The organism is Vibrio sp. Vb1980, from assembly GCF_033338615.1.
GTDB lineage: Bacteria > Pseudomonadota > Gammaproteobacteria > Enterobacterales > Vibrionaceae > Vibrio > Vibrio alginolyticus.
The window spans coordinates 481321-503242 of sequence record NZ_JAWOSZ010000002.1; the positions used below are offsets into that span (position 1 = coordinate 481321).

Annotated in this window: 16 protein-coding genes; 13 read left to right on the plus strand and 3 right to left on the minus strand. The window is 42.8% G+C overall.

All coding sequences use genetic code 11. From position 1 onward, the window contains the following. Positions 1-306: 306 nt before the first annotated feature. The 8 genes from R7F64_RS05410 (at position 307) to tnpA (ending at position 9446) form a co-directional block, all read left to right on the plus strand. Positions 307-2187, plus strand: a complete 1881-nt coding sequence (locus R7F64_RS05410) for a DUF294 nucleotidyltransferase-like domain-containing protein (RefSeq protein ID WP_005377775.1) — start codon at positions 307-309, stop codon at positions 2185-2187. Beyond that, entirely contained in the window at positions 2187-2933 is a 747-nt protein-coding gene (locus R7F64_RS05415; RefSeq protein WP_005377774.1) for a 3'-5' exonuclease, read from the plus strand. Before R7F64_RS05410 ends, R7F64_RS05415 begins: the two co-directional genes overlap by 1 nt. Before the next feature lie 192 nt (positions 2934-3125). Further along, positions 3126-4784, plus strand: a complete 1659-nt coding sequence (locus R7F64_RS05420) for a BCCT family transporter (RefSeq protein ID WP_005377772.1) — start codon at positions 3126-3128, stop codon at positions 4782-4784. A 314-nt stretch (positions 4785-5098) separates the two neighbouring features. Continuing rightward, positions 5099-5632 (plus strand): diaminobutyrate acetyltransferase, encoded by a 534-nt coding sequence (ectA, locus tag R7F64_RS05425; protein WP_005393379.1) that lies wholly within the window; start codon positions 5099-5101, stop codon positions 5630-5632. Positions 5633-5666: 34 nt separating this feature from the next. Next, positions 5667-6932, plus strand: coding sequence for a diaminobutyrate--2-oxoglutarate transaminase (gene ectB / locus R7F64_RS05430; RefSeq protein WP_017820939.1), 1266 nt, complete (start codon positions 5667-5669; stop codon positions 6930-6932). Positions 6933-6946: 14 nt separating this feature from the next. After that, positions 6947-7333 (plus strand): ectoine synthase, encoded by a 387-nt coding sequence (locus R7F64_RS05435; protein ID WP_005377769.1) that lies wholly within the window; start codon positions 6947-6949, stop codon positions 7331-7333. An 86-nt stretch (positions 7334-7419) separates the two neighbouring features. After that, positions 7420-8841, plus strand: a complete 1422-nt coding sequence (locus tag R7F64_RS05440; RefSeq protein WP_005377768.1) for an aspartate kinase — start codon at positions 7420-7422, stop codon at positions 8839-8841. Positions 8842-9011: 170 nt separating this feature from the next. Continuing rightward, positions 9012-9446 (plus strand): IS200/IS605 family transposase, encoded by a 435-nt coding sequence (gene tnpA, locus R7F64_RS05445; protein WP_017633711.1) that lies wholly within the window; start codon positions 9012-9014, stop codon positions 9444-9446. A gap of 197 nt (positions 9447-9643) precedes the next feature. Here tnpA and R7F64_RS05450 read toward each other — a convergent pair whose 3' ends face one another. After that, positions 9644-11209, minus strand: a complete 1566-nt coding sequence (locus tag R7F64_RS05450; RefSeq protein ID WP_005377767.1) for an arylsulfatase — start codon at positions 11207-11209, stop codon at positions 9644-9646. Between the two features lie 386 nt (positions 11210-11595). Between R7F64_RS05450 and R7F64_RS05455 the strand changes: the two genes are divergently transcribed. After that, positions 11596-13926 (plus strand): tetratricopeptide repeat protein, encoded by a 2331-nt coding sequence (locus R7F64_RS05455; RefSeq protein WP_318071506.1) that lies wholly within the window; start codon positions 11596-11598, stop codon positions 13924-13926. A gap of 47 nt (positions 13927-13973) precedes the next feature. On the opposite strand, the gene R7F64_RS05460 is transcribed toward R7F64_RS05455, so the two are convergent. Continuing rightward, positions 13974-14702: a formylglycine-generating enzyme family protein gene (locus tag R7F64_RS05460; RefSeq protein WP_372034459.1), complete on the minus strand. Its 729-nt coding sequence runs from the start codon at positions 14700-14702 to the stop codon at positions 13974-13976. Positions 14703-14940: 238 nt separating this feature from the next. Between R7F64_RS05460 and R7F64_RS05465 the strand changes: the two genes are divergently transcribed. The 3 genes from R7F64_RS05465 (at position 14941) to R7F64_RS05475 (ending at position 18578) form a co-directional block, all read left to right on the plus strand. Then, positions 14941-16266: an anaerobic sulfatase maturase gene (locus R7F64_RS05465; RefSeq protein ID WP_171344720.1), complete on the plus strand. Its 1326-nt coding sequence runs from the start codon at positions 14941-14943 to the stop codon at positions 16264-16266. Between the two features lie 53 nt (positions 16267-16319). Beyond that, positions 16320-17417, plus strand: coding sequence for a hypothetical protein (locus R7F64_RS05470; protein WP_065274487.1), 1098 nt, complete (start codon positions 16320-16322; stop codon positions 17415-17417). A 162-nt stretch (positions 17418-17579) separates the two neighbouring features. Continuing rightward, the gene (locus R7F64_RS05475) at positions 17580-18578 is read left to right on the plus strand and encodes an HAD family hydrolase (RefSeq protein WP_005385672.1); all 999 of its coding nucleotides are present in this window, start codon (positions 17580-17582) and stop codon (positions 18576-18578) included. 107 nt (positions 18579-18685) lie between these two features. On the opposite strand, the gene R7F64_RS05480 is transcribed toward R7F64_RS05475, so the two are convergent. Continuing rightward, positions 18686-20203 carry an arylsulfatase gene (locus R7F64_RS05480; RefSeq protein WP_005377761.1) on the minus strand — a complete coding sequence of 506 codons (1518 nt, stop codon included), beginning with the start codon at positions 20201-20203 and terminating at the stop codon, positions 18686-18688. Positions 20204-20450: 247 nt separating this feature from the next. On the opposite strand from R7F64_RS05480, the gene R7F64_RS05485 reads away from it, so the two are divergent. Continuing rightward, complete coding sequence (locus tag R7F64_RS05485) at positions 20451-21887, plus strand: arylsulfatase (protein ID WP_225455402.1); 1437 nt, start codon at positions 20451-20453, stop codon at positions 21885-21887. Positions 21888-21922: the final 35 nt, after the last annotated feature.

The window sequence follows — 21922 nt, forward strand, 5'->3', positions numbered from 1 at the left end:
GTTTAATTCTTATTTTTTATATTTAAAACAATTGCTTGTGATGTGTTTTTATCCGCCATAACGTTACCCTGACGTAGGGTTGAATTTATTTTGAATTTTTTTGTACATTTCAACTCAACTCGCTTGCATAGATATAAGCTGTGATAGCTTAGAACTCTACATATAAAAAGGTTAGAGCTCTAATTTTTGGTTAAGGCTTGGTCCTGTGAAATCGGTTAGGTACTGTTATCCTTAGATTTATTTATTGCTTGATTTCACTCAGGGTGATATTTATCGCTGTAGTTTAGGCAACGTATGGAATAAAAAATGGAAGCCGAACAGTTAGAAGTGCTCAATTTCATTAGCCAGTACCCACCTTTTGATGACCTACCTGAAGAGCAGCTTAGAAAAATTGCTCTCAATGCCGAGGTTGCATACTTTCGGCAAGGAACAAAAATTCTTAACTTCGGAGATACGATCCGCGACTTGTATATGGTGAGAAGTGGGGCGGTAGAGATTTATCGACGTAAAGGTGAACTTTACAACAGGATTGATGCTGGTGGACTGTTTGGTCAGATGGGGTTGTTGATGAACAACCGCGTACGTATGCCAGCCAAAGCGATAGAAGACACTCTCGTTTACTGTATTCCGGAAAACATCTTCAATGAACTTTGTGATGAGTTTGAAAACTTTGCGGACTACATGGAACTGGAAGATAGCGCGCGTTTGCGAAGCGCAATATCTAGCCGCTCCGAAAGCAATGACTTTACCACCGCTAAGGCACGTAAAATCTTAGCAAGAGATCCAGTAACTCTGGAGGCAACGGCTTCAATTCAGGAAGCTGCGATACTAATGGCAGAGGAAAATGTCACCTCTCTGCTCATTATTCGCCCGACAGAGGAGCTCACAGAAGAAGATGATGAACAGCTGCTTGGAATATTGACTGATCGCGATCTTTGCATTCGCGTACTAGCTCAAGGTATTGATACCAATATTCCAGTGAGTGAGGTCATGAGTTATGACGTGGTTTCATTGGATTATAACGCCTATGTGTTTGAGGCCATGTTAACCATGTTGCGTTACAACGTGCATCATTTACCAATTTTAAAAGATAAAAAGCCGATAGGAATTATTGGCATGACGGACATCGTTCGTTACGAATCTCAGAACAGCCTATTGCTAGTGAGCTCTATTTTTCAGCAAACCAGTGTCGAGGATCTCAAGCAGGTTTCTGAACAAGTAAAAGACTGTTTCGTAAGAATGGTCAATGAAGATGCCAACGCGCACATGATTGGTCGAGCCATGTCGGTTATAGGCAGTAGTTTCAAACAACGCCTCGCTGAATTAGCTGAGCAAGAGTTCGGCCCAGCGCCCATTCCTTATTGTTTAGTCGCAATGGGTTCAATGGCGAGGGATGAGCAGCTAATTGTAACGGATCAAGATAACGCGCTTATTCTCGATAACAGTTATGACGTTGAGATTCACGGAGAGTACTTTGAAAAGTTTGCTAAATTTGTTTGTGATGGTTTAGCGGCATGCGGCTATGCTTATTGTACTGGAGACATTATGGCTACCAACCCAGAATGGCGAAAAACTCGTGCAGAATGGGAAGAATGCTTTGGAAACTGGATAGACAATCCAACCCCTGAGAGATTGTTAAATAGTAATATCTTTTTTGATCTCCTCGGTGTGCATGGGCGAGTGAAATGGGCGGAGCAATTAAGCAGCTTTATTGTGAGACGAGCGAAAAGAAATAACCGCTTTCTTGCTTGTATGGCGTATAACGCAATACGTAGGACGCCTCCACTGGGCTTTTTCAAAGACTTTGTGATGGAGAAAGATGGTCGTCATCGCAACTCGATTAACTTGAAGCGAAGGGGGACGGCTCCGTTGGCCGATTTAATACGGGTGCATTCTCTGGCAATCGGTTCGCGATCGCAAAACTCTTTCGACCGTTTAGATGACATTAATGATGCTGGCATTTTACCGAAAGGTCGAGGTTTGGATTTAAGGGATGCGATGGAGCTAATCTACATGGTTCGAATTCGTCACCAAGCCCTTGATATAGAAAATGGAGAAGAGCCAGACAACAATATTGAGCCGGAGAACATGTCTGAATTTGAACGTCGAAACTTAAAAGCAGCATTTCAAATTCTAAGTAACGCTCAGAACTTCATTAAGTTTCGATACCAGAGAAGTAGCAAATAATGTGGTTCTCAAAAAAAGTAGAAAAAGAACAGCCGTTGTTGGATACATCCCAGACGCCAGAGTGGTCAATGTTGTTCAAACAACTCGCTAAAGAAGCGAAAGACCAGAGGCTCAAACGCTATTATTCGACACCAATGGTTAATGGGGAAACACCAATTGAACAAGTGCCATTTGTCTCGGTAGACTTTGAGACAACAGGATTGAACTCGGAAGAGGATGTCATTCTCACGATCGGACTTGTGCCGTTTACTATTGATCGTGTTCAATGTAATGGCTCTGCTCATTGGGTCGTTAACCCAAACAGAGAGTTAAACCACGAGTCTGTCATTATTCACGGTATCACTGACTCTGAGGTTAAAAACGCGCCGCAGCTGTCTCAGATCTTGGGTGAAATATTGGATGCGTTGTCAGGCAAAGTGGTTCTCGTTCACTATAAGAACATTGAAAGGCAGTTCTTTAATAACGCCTTGCTAAATAGCATCGGAGAGGGGATACAGTTTCCTGTTGTTGATACGTTAGATATTGAGTATGCGATACAGCGCCGTGAATGCAGAGGTTTTATCAATAAGTTGAAAGGCAAGAAACCCGGTTCTGTACGATTAGGGCACGCTCGTGAAAGATATGGCCTCCCTGCTTATCAACCTCACCATGCCCTGACGGATGCGTTAGCAACTGCGGAGCTGTTTCAAGCACAACTGCAGTATCACTTTAATCGAAACATGCCAATATCTTCGGTTTGGCAATAGGCGTTATTTATGGTGAAAACAATAAAATGCAATGAGAGATAGGGGGCTTTAAGATTATGATGGCGGATTGAGTAACCGCTTATAAGAACAATGTTTTATGAACATGTGCTTGGTAGTGATGAAGACGTTTCATTACTCGAACTCCGACGAAAGTAATTTAAACTTGGTCACGTATTTTTAAGGAGATTATCCGTGAGCACCGATAATAACGGTGGCATTCAACGCCCCGATGGAAAAGTAAACGCAATAGATACTGACTATCAAATTGGTCAGGATAACGTTGCGCTAAAGGTAGGCCCATTTGGCCTTGATATTCATAACCGTGTTTTTGCAATTTCTGGCTTAGCAATCGTCATGTTTGTTGTGATAACACTATTATTCCGAGAACAGGTAGAGCCGTTTTTTGCAGACCTACGAGCGGGTTTGTTGCACAATTTAGACTGGTTTTTTCTCGCTTCAGGTAATATTTTTGTCATTGTCTGTGTCGGATTGATCTTCACACCATTAGGCCGTGTACGAATCGGTGGTACTGAAGCAACACCGGATTACTCCTATGCTGGATGGTTGGCAATGCTATTTGCTGCGGGTATGGGCATTGGTCTCGTATTCTTCGGTGTATCAGAACCGATGTCCCATTTTAGTTCTGCGATTGGTGGCGTGAGCGTTGAGAATGGTGTACGTACTGACTGGGCACCGCTAGGTGGTGCAGAGGGCGATGCAACTGCAGCTTCGGCATTAGGGATGGCTGCGACGATTTACCACTGGGCACTTCATCCGTGGTCAATATACGCGCTCTTGGCTCTTGGGCTGGCTATCTTTTCATTTAACAAAGGTTTGCCACTCACCATGCGCTCAATTTTTTACCCTTTGTTTGGTGAGCGTGTATGGGGTTGGACTGGTCATATTATCGATATTCTTGCAGTTGTAGCGACGGTTTTTGGTTTAGCAACATCGTTAGGCTACGGTGCGTCTCAAGCCGCAACGGGTTTGAACTTCCTGTTTGATGTCCCAATGACCAATACCACGCAGGTTATATTGATTATTGGTATTACTGCGCTCGCTTTAATCTCTGTTGTGGCTGGACTCGATAAGGGCGTGAAAATCTTATCTGAAATCAACATGGGTCTTGCAGCGCTGCTATTGCTATTTGTTATTGTTGTTGGCCCGACGATTGCGATTTTAACTGGTTTCTTCGAGAACATCGTTTCCTATGTAGCTAATATCCCTGCCTTATCTATGCCATTTGGACGAGAGGATGTGAATTACTCTCAAGGCTGGACGGCGTTTTACTGGGCGTGGTGGATTTCTTGGTCACCATTTGTGGGTATGTTCATCGCACGTGTGTCTCGCGGTCGTTCGGTTCGTGAGTTTATTATTTGCGTTATTCTTATCCCATCTTCAGTTTGTGTGTTATGGATGACGGCTTTTGGCGGTAACGCAATTAGCCAATACGTTAATGATGGCTACGAGGCGGTGTTTAACGCAGAACTACCTTTAAAACTTTTTGCCATGTTAGATGTTATGCCATTGGCTGAGATAACATCTTTTGTCGGCATTATCTTAGTCGTGGTGTTCTTCATTACCTCTTCTGACTCAGGATCACTGGTTATTGATACTATTGCTGCGGGCGGTAAGGTCGATGCACCAACGCCACAACGCGTGTTCTGGTGTACGTTTGAAGGTTTGGTTGCGATTGCATTGATGTTGGGTGGTGGTCTAGCTGCTGCTCAAGCAATGGCGGTGACGACTGGTTTACCATTTACTATTGTTTTGCTTGTTGCAACGGTATCTTTGATAAAAGGTTTGATGGATGAACCTCGTCCAAAGGCGGTTTCTAAGAAATCAAAATAACTAGTATCAGCAGTTAAATTATTGATAAAAGCGGTATGCGAAAGCATGCCGCTTTTTTTTTTTTTTTTATTTTTCTCTGAGAAATGAACAGCATGGAAAACGGTCTTATTCTGGTTATTTTTTGTACTGTGTATTTGGGTGACTATTTAATAAATTAGACCTCAAACTATTTTAACTTTTGGTTAATAGGTTTATTTTTGTGATCTAGATAACAAAAATACCGATAAAAAGGCGGATTATTTGATTTTTAGTCGCGAGGGATGCCCATAATAAAAAGGAAATTTAATTAGACCTCAAAGGATATGTATTTTCACATGATCACATCAGCACCTTGGGTCCTTTATCCAGAGATTGGAGAAGACTCAAGTAAAAAATGGATTTTTCGTGAGCCTAAAATCTCTGATGGTGACGACATTTACAGCTTGATTGCAGACTGTCCTCCATTGGACATGAACTCATCTTATTGCAATTTCCTACAGTCTACGCATTTCAGCAAAACCAGTATTTTGGTTGAGCAAAAAGGCGAAATCGCAGGTTTCATTTCCGGTTATCAGAAACCAGACGAGCAAGACGTTTTATTTGTCTGGCAAGTTGCAGTCTCACCTCGCTTTAGAGGTCATGGTTTAGCATTCCGCATGTTGAAAGAACTTCTCACCCGAGAGGAATTAGGCGGTGTTAAATCGGTAGAAACTACCATCACGGAAGATAATAAAGCCTCTTGGGCACTGTTCAAAAAGTTAGATGCGATGAACGGCAATTCTGGCCAAGTAAGCACATTTTTGGATGAAGAAGCCCACTTTAAAGGCAAACACGATACAGAATATTTGTATCGCATTCCTCTCAAATAATCCTCAAACAATAGGAATTAAAAACGGTCTCATCATGGATATTTTCAAAAAGCAGGAATCCAACGTACGCTCATATTCAAACAATTTCCCGGTCGTTTTTCGTAAAGCGAAAGGCTGCTGGCTAGAAACAGAACAAGGTGAACGATACTTAGACTTCCTTGCTGGAGCGGGATCTCTAAATTACGGCCATAACAATCCAGTACTAAAACAAGCGTTGCTTGAGTACATTGAAATGGACGGTATTACTCACGGTTTGGATATGCACTCAGAAGCGAAAGCATCGTTTCTGGAAGCGTTGGATACTTACATCCTTAAACCAAGAAACTTGGATTACAAGGTTCAGTTTACGGGCCCAACAGGTACTAACGCTGTTGAGGCGGCATTGAAGCTGGCTAAAAAAGTAAAAGGCCGCGACAGCGTCGTTGCGTTTACTAACGGTTTCCATGGTTGTACTGCTGGCGCACTGGCTGCAACGGGTAACCAGCATCACAGACAAGGTAACGGTTCTAGTCTAAGTAACGTCACTCGTATTCCATTTGAAGGTTACGCTGGCGTAGATGGTCTCGCGCTGTTCGAAACCATGCTAAATGATAACTCTGCAGGTATGGATAAACCAGCCGCTGTACTTCTTGAAACTGTGCAGGGTGAAGGTGGTTTAAATGCTGCTTCAAACGAGTGGTTACAACGTTTGAGCAAAATCTGTAAAGCCAATGACATTCTTGTGATTGTCGATGACATTCAAGCAGGTTGCGGACGTACCGGTACTTTCTTTAGTTTCGAGCCGTCTGGTATCCAACCGGATATCGTGACGCTATCGAAGTCGATCGGTGGTTACGGTTTGCCGATGGCTGTCGTATTACTTAAGCCTGAGCTTGACCAGTGGAAGCCAGGCGAGCATAACGGTACGTTCCGTGGCAATAATCACGCCTTTATTACTGCTGCAAAAGCACTAGAAATTTACTGGGCAAACGATGATTTTGAAACACACATCAAGCAGTGTTCAGACAAGGTAAGTGCTGTTATTGACCGTTGTGTTCGTCGCTTTCCACAAATGTTTGTGCAGAAAAAAGGCCGCGGCATGATGGTTGGTATTGAATGTATCAATGGTGATATGGCATCTGAAATTGCGAAAAACTGTTTCGAGAATGGAATGGTGATAGAGACAGCGGGTCCAGACGATGAAGTTGTGAAGTTCTTCTGTCCACTAACCATCAGCGAATCAGAGCTAGATCAAGGACTAAGCATCTTTGAAAATGCAGTAGAGACTATCGCTGCGAAACATTTCAAACAAGCATCTTAATAAGGATTTTAATTATGATCGTCAGAACTCTAGATGAATGCCGCAACAGCGAACGACGTGTTGTTTCGGATAACTGGGAAAGTGTCCGCATGTTGTTGAAAGACGACAACATGGGTTTCTCTTTCCACATCACAACGATTTATGAAGATACAGAAACTCATATTCACTATCAAAACCACCTTGAATCGGTGTTTTGTATGAGTGGTGAAGGTGAGATTGAAGTTGTAGGTGGAGAAACGTACCCAATCAAACCAGGTACATTATACATCCTTGATAAACACGATGAGCACTACTTGAGAGCTTATAAGAATAAAGAAATGGTAATGGCGTGTGTGTTTAACCCACCGATTACTGGCGCTGAAGTGCACGATGAAAACGGTGTTTATCCTCTCGTTGACTAAAAGATGATGGTGGGGTGCTTTGCCACCCCACACTTTACTATCTCTTCTTTTTTCTTTTTAAAGTTACCAATCAAAAAAGGCTTATCATGACATTTACCGTAGAAAAAATCGGCGGTACATCAATGACAGCATTTGATGCTGTTCTCGACAATATTATTCTTCGTCCCAAAACGCCATACAATCGTATTTTTGTCGTATCTGCATACGGTGGTATGACCGATGCGCTGCTCGAGTGTAAAAAAACCAGTAAACCAGGCGTTTATCAGCTTATCGCGAAACGTGACGACAAATGGGAAGAAGCGTTAGCGTACGTTGAAAGCCGTATGTTGCTGACCAATGAAAATATTTTTGCGGACCCAATGAATCGTATCCGTGCGGATAAATTCATTCGCTCCCGCATTGCTGAAGCGAAAAACTGTATCGCGAATATTTTAGAAACCTGTCAGTACGGTCAATTTTCGTTGCGCCAGTACTTGCCTCAAATTCGAGAGTTTCTCTCGTCTATCGGTGAGGCACATAGTGCTTACAACACAGCACTAAAACTAAAAAATATGGGTATTAACGCTAAGTTCGTTGACCTGTCTGGTTGGGATAATCAAGCGCCAAGAAGCCTTGATGAGTCGATCAGTGACGCGTTTGCTGATATCGATGTATCAAAAGAACTGCCAATCGTGACAGGTTATGCTTACTGTAAAGAGGGCCTAATGCATACTTATGACCGAGGTTATAGTGAGATGACATTTAGCCGAATTGCAGCAATAACAAAAGCGGATTTAGCAGTAATTCACAAAGAGTACCACTTGAGCTCAGCAGACCCACGCGTTGTTGGCCCTGAAAAAGTATTACCAATTGGTAGTACAAACTATGACGTAGCAGACCAACTTGCTAACCTTGGCATGGAAGCGATTCACCCAAATGCCGCTGCGGGTTTACGTGAAAGTGGTATTGAGCTACAGATTAAAAATACATTCGAACCTGAACACGAAGGTACTTTGATCTCTTCAAGCTACCGCCCAGAAGAAGACAAAGTCGAGATCATCGCAGGTAAAGAGAAAGTATTTGCACTGCATTTGTTTGACCAAGCAATGGTAGGAAAAGCCGATAACGTTAGTTACGAATTGATGGAAATCATCTCCGATGCTCGTGTAAGTTTGGTTGGTAAAGAGATGAACGCTAACTCTATTACTTACTATCTAGGTGGCAGTACTGATAGCTTAAACAAAGTATTGTATAAAGCCGAGAAACGTTATCCGAATGCCTCGATTAAAGGCCGTATGGTCGCGCTTATCTCAGCCATCGGTTCTCAAATTGATACCAATAAGACGTTGGCGAAAGGTGTGCTTGCATTGATGAATAATGGCGTTACGCCAGTTGCACTGCACTCATCATTGAGAAATGTAAATGTTCAATTTGTTGTCGGTGATAAGGAATACCAGCACGCGATTTGCGCATTGCATGATGAGTTTTTCCAAAGTAGCAGTTTAGCTAAATCGGTTAATGTGGCTTAGTTTATCCACGGTTAAAATACAAAGGAGAGCAGGTTAGCTCTCCTTTTTTTGTTTTCAGCCCTAAACCACCTACTTCAGTAGGTGGTTATCATCCGTTTCGGCTTTGCCTGTAAAACTACTCATGCTAAATGCGTCTTTGATTTTTCCAGAAGTCAAAGAGGACAAATAACATGAGTAGATACAATCAAGCTTCCCACGTATTTTGGCGTTGTCAATACCATATAGTGTGGACGCCAAAGTATCGATTTAGGATCTTGAAGAACAATATAGGTAAAGAAGTTTATCGATGTATTTATGTTTACTGTAATCAACTTGGATGTGAAGTCGTAGAGCTAAACGTACAAGTTGACCACGTACATTTAGTTGTAAAGGTCCCACCAAAGCTTTCGATATCCAAGTTGATGGGGGTATTGAAAGGCAAAATAGCCTTAAAGCTATTTAGCAAGTTTCCTCACCTTAGGAAGAACAGGCTTTGGGGTAATCACTTTTGGCAAAGAGGCTATTTTGTCGATAGTGTTGGAATCAATGAAGAAATAATACGCCGATATGTAAGACATCAAGAGAAGCAAGAGCGAGTAGAGCAGCAGCAATTGGCGCTGGACTAAACAAAGGCCCCCTTTTAGGGGGCTCACACAAAGCCACCTTCTTTAGAAGGTGGTAATTTACTTTTCAGTTTGTACTCATAATGCCCACTTTGTATAGGCTAAACAGGCGATTTAAGTAAGTTCCTATGTGGCGATACACATAAGCCAGCAGAATGGTCTGCTGGCTTATGTTACTGATTAACTGACGTTAACTTAGTTTACTTAAACTTGCTGATTTCTTGTTCAACTTTGTCTAGTTGTTGCAGCTTCTCTTGCATTTTTAGAGAGTCGTAGTTTAGTGAAGCAGGGTTCATCGCTGTGCCACGTTGCATTGGGTATTCTGGAAGTGTTTTAAAGAACTCTCCCACAACGTCTTGTACAGGTACAAATAGCCACATGTTGTCAGCCATCCAACGCAAGTACATTTGTGATTCGCTTGGGCCTTTTTCGAATGGGTCAGCACGTAGGTGGATGATTTTAGGCCAGTTCGGAGCAAAACGAACTGCGTTACTTAGGTTCCCTTCAAGCGTTGCAAAGTGAAGTTTCCAGTCATTCCAGCGGACAGCGTTTAATTCACCATTAGACGTAAAGTAAAGCAGCGACTCACGAGGGCCTTTTTCTTCCTTACCTTCAAAGTATGGCATGAAGTTGTAACCATCTAAATGCACACGCCATTCTTTGCCATTTGCTTTGTAGCCTTCTGCCAGTTTTTCTTTTACATCAGGTACGCCAGCAGCTGCCAATAATGTAGGCAACCAGTCTTGGTGTGCCATCATTTCATTGATCTTGGTTCCTGGCTTAATTACGCCTGGCCAACGAACCAGTTGAGGAACACGCATACCGCCTTCCCAAGTTGTACCTTTTTCACCATGGAATGGTGTTGCGCCACCATCTGGCCAAGTCATGGTTTCTGCGCCGTTGTCCGTTGAGTAGATAACGATAGTGTTGTCTGCAACACCTAGCTCATCCAGCTTGTCGAGTAAAACACCTACATGATCATCATGTTCCAGCATACCATCGGCATAAATGCTTACACCTGATTTACCTTGGTATTTTTCCTGCAAGCGAGTCCAAACGTGCATACGAGTGGCGTTATGCCAAATAAAGAAGGGTTTATCCGCTTTAACTGCTTTTTCCATAAATGCCAAAGAGCTCTCTAGGAACTCTTCATCTGCGTGCTCCATACGTTTTCGTGTCATCGGGCCAGTGTCTTCAATCTTACCGTCGGCATAAGACTTAATGACACCACGAGGGCCATAGTTTTTACGAAACTCTGGGTCTTTAGGGTAGTAATAAGTTTCAGGCTCTTCTTCTGCGTTTAGGTGATATAAGTTACCGAAGAATTCGTCAAAGCCGTGTTTTGTCGGTAAGTGCTTATCTTGGTCACCTAAGTGGTTTTTACCAAATTGACCCGTCATGTAACCTTGTTCTTTTAACAGGTCTGCAATGGTTGGCGCCCAATCAGGTATGCCGTGGTCAGAGCCTGGCATACCAATTGTTAACAAACCCGTACGAAATGGCTCTTCACCCGTAATAAAGGCAGCGCGACCAGCAGTACAAGACTGTTGTCCGTAGTGATCTGTGAACAACGCACCTTCATTCGCGATACGGTCGATGTTTGGCGTTTTGTAACTCATCATACCTTGGTTGTATGCGCTGATATTCCAGTAGCCGATATCGTCACCAAAAATTGCCAGAATATTCGGTTTGTCGGCTGCCATAGCAGCACTGGACGCCGCTAACAGTCCTGCGCCTACAGCGATTTTGCTCAATTGATTTGCCATAAAAACTCCAGATTGTTGAGAGTAAAGATAAGCACAAGTGAGCCTTATGCTTAGTTGCTGCATAAGTTAATGATGTATATAGAAAAATCCTCTTATACTCGATATAACTATAAGTTATTGCTAGGTTGTAACCATTTGTTAATTAAGAATAAATAGGATTGTTTTGTTAGTTTATAGAGATTCGTAAAGTAGACTTAGATCACTGAAGAGCCTTATTTAAATGAGTAGTAGAAGAGGGGGTGGAAGTGAAAAACAATAGGATGCTCGCTTGTTTTACGGCCCAAAGCAATGCTCTCGTTGTTATGTATTGCTTGTAATTATTTGTATAACCAGTGATTTATTGTCTATATTGACTTACGTTGTACATTATAAATATAAGGGTATCTATGAGTCAGTGGGCAGAGCGGTGTTGCATTTTATTTCTAGTTAACCTTGTCTTCAGTTTTATGGCTTTTTCTCAAGAGTTATTGACAGAGAAACCAAATATTCCCTCAGGCTTAAATCCAGAATATGCTGGCACACAAGCTTGTGCAGAGTGCCACCAAAACGAGGTAGCGGCCTGGAAAGGGTCACATCACGATATGGCCATGAAGCATGCAAGTACAACTTCTGTGCGTGGTGATTTTGATAACCATGTTGTAATGCACAAAGGAATGCCTAATCGCTTTTTTAGAAAAGGCGATGAATATTGGGTCAACATTCAAGGTGCTGACGGGCAATGGCATGACTATAAGATCAGCTATACATTTGGCTGGGAGCCATTACAGCAGTACATGGTCGAGTTTGAAGATGGCCGCGTGCAGCTTATTCCTTTTGCTTGGGACACAAGAGCTAAAGTTGAAGGGGGACAGCGTTGGTTTCATCTTTATCCAGAAACGACAACAACGGATGAATTCTATTGGACCAATACCGGGCAAAATTGGAACTTCATGTGTGCTGATTGCCATTCAACGAACCTAAAGAAGAATTACGACGCTGACAAAAACACTTACAACAGCTCATGGTCAGAGATTAATGTGGGATGCGAAGCATGCCATGGTCCCGCTAGTCAGCACATAGAACTGGCCAAGAAATACAAAAATGCTGGCACTTCTTTTGAGCATGACAGCCATTATGGCTTTGATCGAAATTTGTCTAAAGCAGTGTCGGATTGGGTGTTTGAGGAAGGCCATAGTACGTTACAGCCGAAATCAATTGAAGCAACCAATCAAGTGCAAACATGCGCTCAATGCCATAGTCGCCGAACCCAGTTAAATGAAACAGGTGATCATGTTAAAGGTTCCTTTTTTGATAAATATCGCTTAAGTCTTATAACACCTGAACTCTACTATCATGATGGACAGATTTACGACGAAGATTATGTTTATGGTTCGTTTCTTCAATCTGAAATGGCGGAGAAGGGGGTCACGTGCACTAATTGTCATGATCCACACACGGCAGAGTTAACGATCCCAGAAGAGGCAGTATGTTCGCAATGCCATATTGCATCGGAATATACACCTGAAAAGCATACCTTTCATAAGGCTGGATCTGAAGCATCGCAATGTACGACTTGTCACATGCCAGAAACGACTTACATGCAAGTCGATCCTCGTAGAGACCACAGTTGGCATATTCCACGACCGGATTTGAGCAAACATATTGGAACGCCCAATGTTTGCATGTCATGCCATGAAGATAAAAGCAATCAATGGGCCGATGAACAGATAGCAGAATGGTACCCGAATTCGAAGTATCGTAATCAGCAACATTTTGCTGTCGCATTTTATGCGGATTCAATTGGTCATCAAGGAGCAGCAAATGCGTTGGCATACTCTGCTCAGGATTCGTCGTTAAAAGACATTATTCGTGCTTCAGCCCTAGAGAGAATGGGGGGCAATACTGACCAAAATACAACAGTATCTTTGGCTAGGGCCGTTAAGAATGAGAATGAAATGGTTCGATTAGGGGCAATTTCAGGCTCGTCTGGTTATGAATTTCATGATCGGTGGCGGATTCTAGAGCCATTGCTTGGTGACCCGGTGCTTTCAGTGAGAGCGGAAGCTGCCTCGGTGCTGGTAGCGAACTACGCACAAATGACCCCTTTACAAAAAGATATCATTAAATCGCCTTTAGAAGAGTACATGGAAATTCAAGAGTTTAATGCCGATCGTGGTTTCGGAAGAACCAATTTGGCGAATGTGTACCGCAGCTTAGGTGAAATCGACAAAGCGGCCGAGCTGTATAAACAAGCGATCAGCATCGAACCCTATTTCGAAAATAGCTACGTTAACCTAGCAGATTTGTATCGCCACCTAGGTAAAGAAGAAGCTGCGATCACGGTGCTACAACAAGGGATGAAAGCTCAACCTAAATCCAGCACATTACCATACAGCGCAGGTCTTTCTTTGTTACGTCAAGGCAAAGCCGATGATGCGAAAAAGCTACTTAGACGCGCCGCAGAAGTTGGTGAAACTAATGCGCATTATTGGTACGTGTACGGTCTAGCTTTAGAAAAAAGCGATGTTCTAGAAGCAAGTAAAGCGTTGCATACAGCATTTGAAGTCGGTGGCAATCCACAACACTTGTTTGCTCAATGCGAGGTTCTAGCGAGAAATCATAAAAAAGGTGCTGTCGCTTTTGCTTTCGATAGGTGCATACAAGAGCTTAGTCACTATGCACCTAAACAAGCTATTGATCAGCTTAAAGCCTCTATTGTTGGGGTCAATAGGAGCTAATTACCAAAAGTGGAGCTTTTATCGCTCCACTTTTTTTCTTACTTAGTTTAATCAGCGTCTTTCGCTAATCTCAGCCCCATGTCGGACATGATGACTGACTGGCTAGCAAAATCGCGACGATAGTTTTCGGATTCGTCAGCATCATAGGCAAAGCTACCACCTCGTACAGACTTGTGTGCAAGGCTTTCTTTTTCATCTTTTGCGTTTACCGGATTATCACTTGGTGCCGATTTGTAATAGCCTTCATCAAAGGCATCAATAACAAACTCACCAACATTACCCGTCATATCGTATAAGCCAAGCTCATTCGGTTTTTTCTGACCTACCTTGTGTGCTTTATTGTTTGAGTTACTGGCATACCAGGCAACGTCGTTAATATCATCAGACCCCGCGTAAGTGAATCCTTGACTTAGATTCCCCCCTTTCGCTGCAAACTCCCATTCTGCTTCGGTGGGTAAACGATAGTGCTCTCCCGTTTTTTCATTCAATTTCTTTATAAAATAATTGGCTTGTTGCCAGCTAATGTTATTTACGGGCGTATTTGGGTTTCTAAAATAGCTCAGAGAAGATCCTGTAACCGATTCGAATAACTCTTGGGTTACCTCAAATTTTGCCAAATAGAAATCTTCCACGCGAACGGTGCGGGCCGGGCGCTCGGATTTATTTGCTGATGGATTATCCGAGCCCATCGTAAATTGTCCGCCTTCAATAAGAACCATATCTTGATCGATTTTTTGAGCAAGAGGGCTAGGTTGTGTTGTTGCACATCCAGTCATAATTAGCGAAATCGAAATAGCGGCACCAAGGTAAAGAGTATTACTTTTGGAATGCTTCATAGGGGAGCTCCATCAACATTTATGATCAAAGAATTTTATCAGGCAAGTCTATGAAAAACAGTTATACACACTATAACAAGCGCCACGAATAATTGAACATTATCATCACACTAGGCGATTAACTTAATGATTAGTCTTAACGTCGTTGGGCACAGGCTAGCAACTAAGAAGGTGATGAATGCACATAACTCAAGGTCCGCAGTTCAATGGGAAAGCATCCAAGCGATTACATGTCATGGCGAAACCTATCGGTGCAGTGTGCAATATCGATTGCACCTATTGTTATTACCTAAGCAAACAAGATTTACTTGAGTACAAGCCAGGCTGCTCACCAGTCATGGATGAGGAAACGCTAGAGACCTATATCCGTCAATATATAGCGGGACAGAATACACCTGAAATCATTTTCTCTTGGCAGGGTGGTGAGCCGACAATGCTAGGTTTGGATTATTTCAAGACAATTGTTGAGCTACAGAATAAATACCGTCCCGATGGTATTACGATCTCCAATGATCTCCAGACTAATGGCACACTGCTTAACGATGAATGGTGTGAGTTTTTAAAGGCGAACAACTTTCTCGTCGGTTTAAGCATTGATGGCCCAGAAATGATGCACAACGCTTATCGAACAAACCGAGCTGGTAGAGGCACATTCCGGCAAGTTATGAATGCGGTTGAACTATTACATAAGCACGAAGTAAAGTTTGCTACGCTCACTTGTGTTAACAACTTGACCAGCCGTAACCCACTTGAAGTGTACCGATTCTTGCGAGATGAAGTACGCTCCCCTCAAATGCAGTTTATTCCAATAGTTGAGCAGAAAACATTCAGAACAACCGCCCCTCAAACTTGGGAGCCAAACGAGCAACTAAAGCAAGGAGATAAACGGCTGATCCCAGGTCATAAAGATGCCGTTGTTGAGCCTTTTTGCGTTGCGGATGAAGCATGGGGAAATTTTCTGATCGCGATTTTCAATGAATGGGTTTTACACGATATCGGCAACGTGTTTGTTCAGTACTTTGAAGCCAGCATCGAAACCTGGATGGGCAGAAAAAACCCACTGTGTACGTTAGGTGAAATCTGCGGGAAAGGCTTAGCAATGGAGCCTAATGGTGATGTGTTTGCGTGTGATCATTACGTGTACCCAGAATATAAGGTTGGAAACATTCATCACGAAAAGCTCGATACGCTCGCTTATAGCTCTGAGCAGCAGAAATTTGGGTTTGCTAAAAGTCGTACGCTGCCCCAACAGTGCCTTCAATGTGATTATCAATTTGCATGTTTTGGAGAATGTCCCAAAAACCGTTTTATCCGTACTAGGCAAGGTGAGCCTGGTCTTAATTATCTCTGCGCGGGTTGGAAGAAGTTTTTTACCCATGTTGATCAGTCGATGGCGTACATCTTACGAGCGACAGGTAACCCAGTGGTTCACGGTAAATACAGTGACCAGATTCTACACCAGCAAGCTACTCAAACACAGACTGTGTTTGAAACGAAGTTTTAAGATAGTCACTACGCCTGCTACAGGCCCGGAAATGAAAGAATATAGGTTATTGAATGCAAAAAATTAAGCTGCTCTCTAAATCATTACTCGTGATCTCGATCGGCATTGCTGCGAGTCAAACAGCAGTGGCACAAGAAACAACATTGCTAGACCCAGACCAGGTATCGCCGACAACGGTTGTCACTCCACAAGAAGCTCAAATGACACCGGCGCAACGAGTCGAAAAGCTGTCTTATGATGCGCAAAATAAAAAGTTGTCTTCAGAAAAACGTATTGATGCTTTACGTGAGTTAGCCAACTATCCAAGCCAAAATGCATTGGTTGCAGTTGCGCGTGGGTTGCAGGATGAAGATGCAGGTATTCGCGAAGCTGCGATCGTGGGAGCACAACCATATATGATTGAGCACCGTTGGCGTTTGATTTCACCATTATTGAGTGATGACGCCGCCATGGTGCGAATTACAGCAGCGATTAACCTCGTTCGAGATTACGCCAATTTGAGTTCAGAGCAACAGCAGTCACTTGAAGGGCCTGTTTCAGAGCTGACAGCACACTTGTCCAGTAAGAACGATAATGTTTCCAAGTTATTACTTGCAGACGTTTACCGTTGGCATCGTGATTGGGATAAAGCGGCGCTGATATACCCAGAGTTAACTAAGCTTGAGCCAAACAACCCTCAAGTTTGGTTAAGCTACGCAGACAACTTCCGAGCGCAACAGTTAGACCAAAAAGCTATCAACGTGCTTGACGAGGGTATCAAGCTAAATTCAGAAGATGCCTCGCTGCATTATTCTAAATCTCTCGCTTTGGTTAGATTAGACAAAAAGAAAGAAGCGGCGTTTGAAATAGACAAAGCTGCGACGATGGCAAAGACGAACAGTTACTTTTGGTACTTAAATGGTGTTCTGCAAGAAGAGTTAGACTTGAAGAAGTCTGTCAACGCTTTTGAGCAAGCGTATTTGATATCCGGTGCTCCAGAACAATTGTATGCCGTGTGTGACATCTATGTTAGATACGGCAACCCTAAAACGGATGACTGTTTAACAGAGCTAACGAAGGTCGCTCCCGACTATGTTATTGAAGAGCTCAATCAGAAAAAGGGACGTAAAAGTGCCCCTACATCAGTTGAAGCCAATGAATTTAAACTCTAATCGTTAAATTCCATGTTTCTATTTTAATAAAATAGTGGACTAGATTGGTGACATTGTCACTTTTTGGTGGCCGTTGCATATTTCAGTTCAATATGCGCCTGTTTCAATTGAACTATACTTTTGATTGGATTCGCACCTAGCACCTCAATATAAGGAATTAAGATGGCTATAAAGTTAAAGACGATTGTCTTAGCAACAGGTTTTGCTCTGTCTAGTTACGCTGTTGCTGCTGATATGCAAGATCCACTTCCGTCATGGAACAACACTGACGCTAAGCAAGCTATTATGGCGTTTGTTACGAAAACAACGACCCAAGGTTCGGATTCCTATGTTCCTGAAAGCCAACGAATCGCGACGTTTGATAATGATGGAACACTTTGGGCAGAAAAGCCTGTTTATCTACAGTTGTTTTTTGCGATCGATAGAGTAAAAGAAATGGCCTCTGAGCATCCTGATTGGAAGACAACCGAACCCTTTGCTTCCGCATTAAAAGGTGACATGGAGGGGATTGGTAAACAAGGACTCGAAGGTGTAATGAAGCTTGTTATGGCAACCCATTCTGGAATGTCTACTGAACAGTTTCATCAAGAAGTTAAGGAATGGTTGAAAACGGCTGTCCATCCAACAACGGGTAGACCATACACTGAAATGGTCTATCAACCTATGCTCGAACTGCTCGACTATTTAAGAGCGAACGACTATCAGACCTACATCGTTTCTGGAGGCGGAATTGAATTTATGCGCGTTTGGGCGCCGGAAGTATACGGCATTCCAACGCAAAACATCGTGGGAACGACGTTAAAGGCGGAATATCAAAGTGTTGATGGAAAACCTACCATCCAACGCATGCCGGAAATAGACTTTGTCAATGACAAAGCAGTAAAGCCTGTGACGATTCAAAACTTCATTGGCAAACGTCCGGTAATGGCGTTTGGTAATTCTGATGGTGATTTACAGATGTTAGAGTGGACGAAAGCAGGTTCAGGTCCAAGATTTTCTGCGATTATCCATCACACGGATGACAAGCGTGAATGGGCGTATGATAAAGATTCGCATGTTGGTAAGTTAGATAAATCGTTTAAAGTAGGTGAAGAGCAAGGTTGGCTATTTGTCGATATGAAACAAGATTGGAATCAAGTGTTTAAAGAGAGCACTAAATGATAATCTTTGTTTGACCATAACTTGCTGCAACCAAACAATTGCAACGAAATAAAAGGCCTCACAATTGAGGCCTTAGTTAATTCCACAATAGCTTCGATACCTAGGGTCTAGTTTCTAGGTTGCTGTGTCATTGTTTCTACCACTTTTTCAATACTTAACGAGCTACCTTTCGTTGCAGGGAACTCCTTAAATGTCTCTAGGAACTTACGCACGATAGCTTGAGCAGGAACGAACATCCACATTTGATCAGCGTAAAAATGTCTGACGTAAAGTGCTGCATCTGGACCGACCTCAAATGGATCCATACGAAGGTTTACAATCAAAGGCCAACTAGGTGTTTTGCGGTATGCCTCATTAATGGCACCCTCCATAATACTGAAGTGGATCTTCCAGTCTTTATAACGAACGGCGTTTAAATTACCACCAGCATCGAAGTAAAAGATTTCTTTGCGTGCGCCTTCATCAGCTTTACCAGTCAGCAGATCAAGTTGGTTGTAGCCATCTAAATGTGCTTTAAAGGTTTTGCCCGCTGCTTTATGACCCTTCAATAGTTTTTCTTTCACATCAGGTTCGCCCACAGCTGCGAGTAGAGTTGGCATCCAGTCTTCTTGTGAAAAGATATCGTTGATAACCGTTCCTGGTTTAATGTTTCCAGGCCAGCGTACCATCATCGGAACGCGGAATCCGCCTTCCCAAGTCGTACCTTTTTCGCCCTTGAACGGTGTAGTACCACCATCTGGCCAGGTAAATTTCTCAGCGCCATTATCAGTACTAAAAACAACAATGGTGTTATCTGCTACGCCTAGCTCTTCAAGTTTATCAAGCATGACACCTACTTGATCATCTAGGTCCATCATGCCATCGGCGTATAAGCCGTAACCTGACTTCCCTTGATATTCTTCACTCAAATGTGTCCAGACGTGCATACGGGTTGAGTTATGCCAAATAAAGAATGGTTTGTCTTCTTTTACTGCTTTTTCCATAAAGGCCAAGCTAGCATCCATGAACTCTCGGTCTACGTTTTCCATACGCTTACGAGTAAGGGGACCTGTGTCCTCGATTTTGCCATCCGCAGTCGCCTTCAACACGCCTCGAGGTCCGAATTTTTTACGAAACTCTGGATCTTTTGGATAAAACTCAGACTCAGGCTCTTCTTCCGCGTTTAAATGGTATAGGTTACCAAAGAACTCATCAAACCCATGGTTAGTTGGTAGGTGCTCATCTTGATCACCAAGGTGGTTTTTACCAAACTGACCAGACACATAGCCGTGATTTTTAAGTAACTCTGCGATAGTAGGATCTTTCGATTGAATACCCTCTTTTGCGCCGGGCATACCAATAGTCAATAGACCGGTACGAAACGGATGTTGACCCAGAATAAATGAGGCTCGTCCGGCAGTACAACTCTGTTGTGCGTAAGCGTCTGTGAAAATGGCACCTTCATTGGCGATTTTATCAATGTTAGGAGTCTTCCCTCCCATCATACCATTGTGATATGCACTAATGTTGTATACACCTACATCGTCACCCCAGAACACAAGGATGTTGGGCTTATCGGCAGCAAAGGCTGTGGACGCAGCTAATGTACCGACCAATGCCATTACCTTTTTAATCGAGTTTCGCATGAAAATCCTCCGCGATAAATGAATCCATTATCGTTATATAACGTTACTAATTGTGTTCATCATGGCGAAGTCGAGTGAGATGACACCAAATGAGACAATGTAGTCAGTTGAATATAGTAGAGGTTTTTTGTTGCTTCCAAGTAATCCCTGTTTTTCAAAAATGTTAACTAACATGGACTAGACTTTAGTGTGTTTTAAGTGTGATAAGACGCACTTACAGGATTGAATTTCAATGAAAGGCGACACTATGAAAAATAAACTAGCAACTATCCTGTTTCTATGTATCCCGTTAGAAGTGGTTGCGGAAGAGACACCAAATGTCGTGGTAATGTTGGTTGATAACCTTGGGTGGGGGGAACTAAGTTCCTATGGGAGTACCAGAGGTGTTGAAACTAAAAACTTAGATCAACTTGCTAGAGAAGGTGTACGCCTTACTAATTTTAATGTGGAACCGCAATGCACGCCAACTCGCTCCTCATTCATGACGGGGAGGCGAGCGCTTAGATCTGGGACAGATAAGGTTGTTTGGGGAGTGCCTTACGGTATGGTGAACTGGGAGATAACCATTGCAGAGAAGTTTAAGGAACAAGGATATAACACGAGCCTTTACGGGAAATGGCATTTGGGAGACCAAAAAGGGCGCTTTCCAACGGATCAAGGCTTTGATGAATGGTATGGCATTGCAAATACGACGGATGAGTCAGAATATAGCTCTCAACCCGGTTATAAAGCTATATTACCTAAACCTCAAATCCTTTCAGCTAGAGCAGGGCAGGATCCTAAAGGGGTCAAAGAATATAATTTGGACTCACGTAGAACGATTGACAGTGAGCTAGTTGAACATGCCACAGATTTTATAAATCGAAATGTGAAAGAGAATAAGCCATTTTTCTCTGTAATTACTTTTACTCAACCACATTTACCGACGCTACCTCATCCTGATTTTATTGGTAAAACAGGCAAAGGAAATTACTCAGATGTGTTAGCTGAGATAGATTTTCGAGCTGGGCAAGTTATTGGTGCAATAGAAAAAGCAGGAATTAAAGACAATACACTAGTGATTTGGTTTTCTGACAACGGTCCAGAGTGGCATATGCCATACCAAGGCTCTAGCGGACCATGGCGTGGTGCGTACTTTACGGCTCTTGAAGGCTCTCTCCGAACACCATTTATTGCCTCTTGGCCTAACCACATCAAACCGGGCAGAGTGAGTGATGAAATTATCCATGTTGTGGATCTATTTGCCTCACTTTCTCATGTCGGTGGATACAAATTACCAAGCGATAGAACAATAGATAGTATTGATCAGTGGGCCTTTTTAAAGGGAGATAGTGAAAAGTCTAATCGAGATGGTTTCATCGTTAACAATGGATCTGAAACCTACGCTTATAAGTGGGAAAATTACAAGATGCACTTTATTGATCAAGATATCATGCCGGAGAAAGGGCGCCCATTACAGATCCCTGAAATATACAATTTGATTGATGACCCTAAAGAGGAGTTTGATTTAAGAAATAATGCCACATGGTTATTTCCTATCATGATAGGAAAGAGAGTAAAGTTTGAATCTTCCGTTGCAACAAGCTGCGATACGATTCCTTTCCCTGCTCCATTTGGATATAAGCCCGATTGTAGCAAGGGGAATTTCAATCAATTTCCAGTGGATGGGTTACGCCAGAAGTAGTTTACCCCAATGGCTCTTTCTCGCATACATGAGGT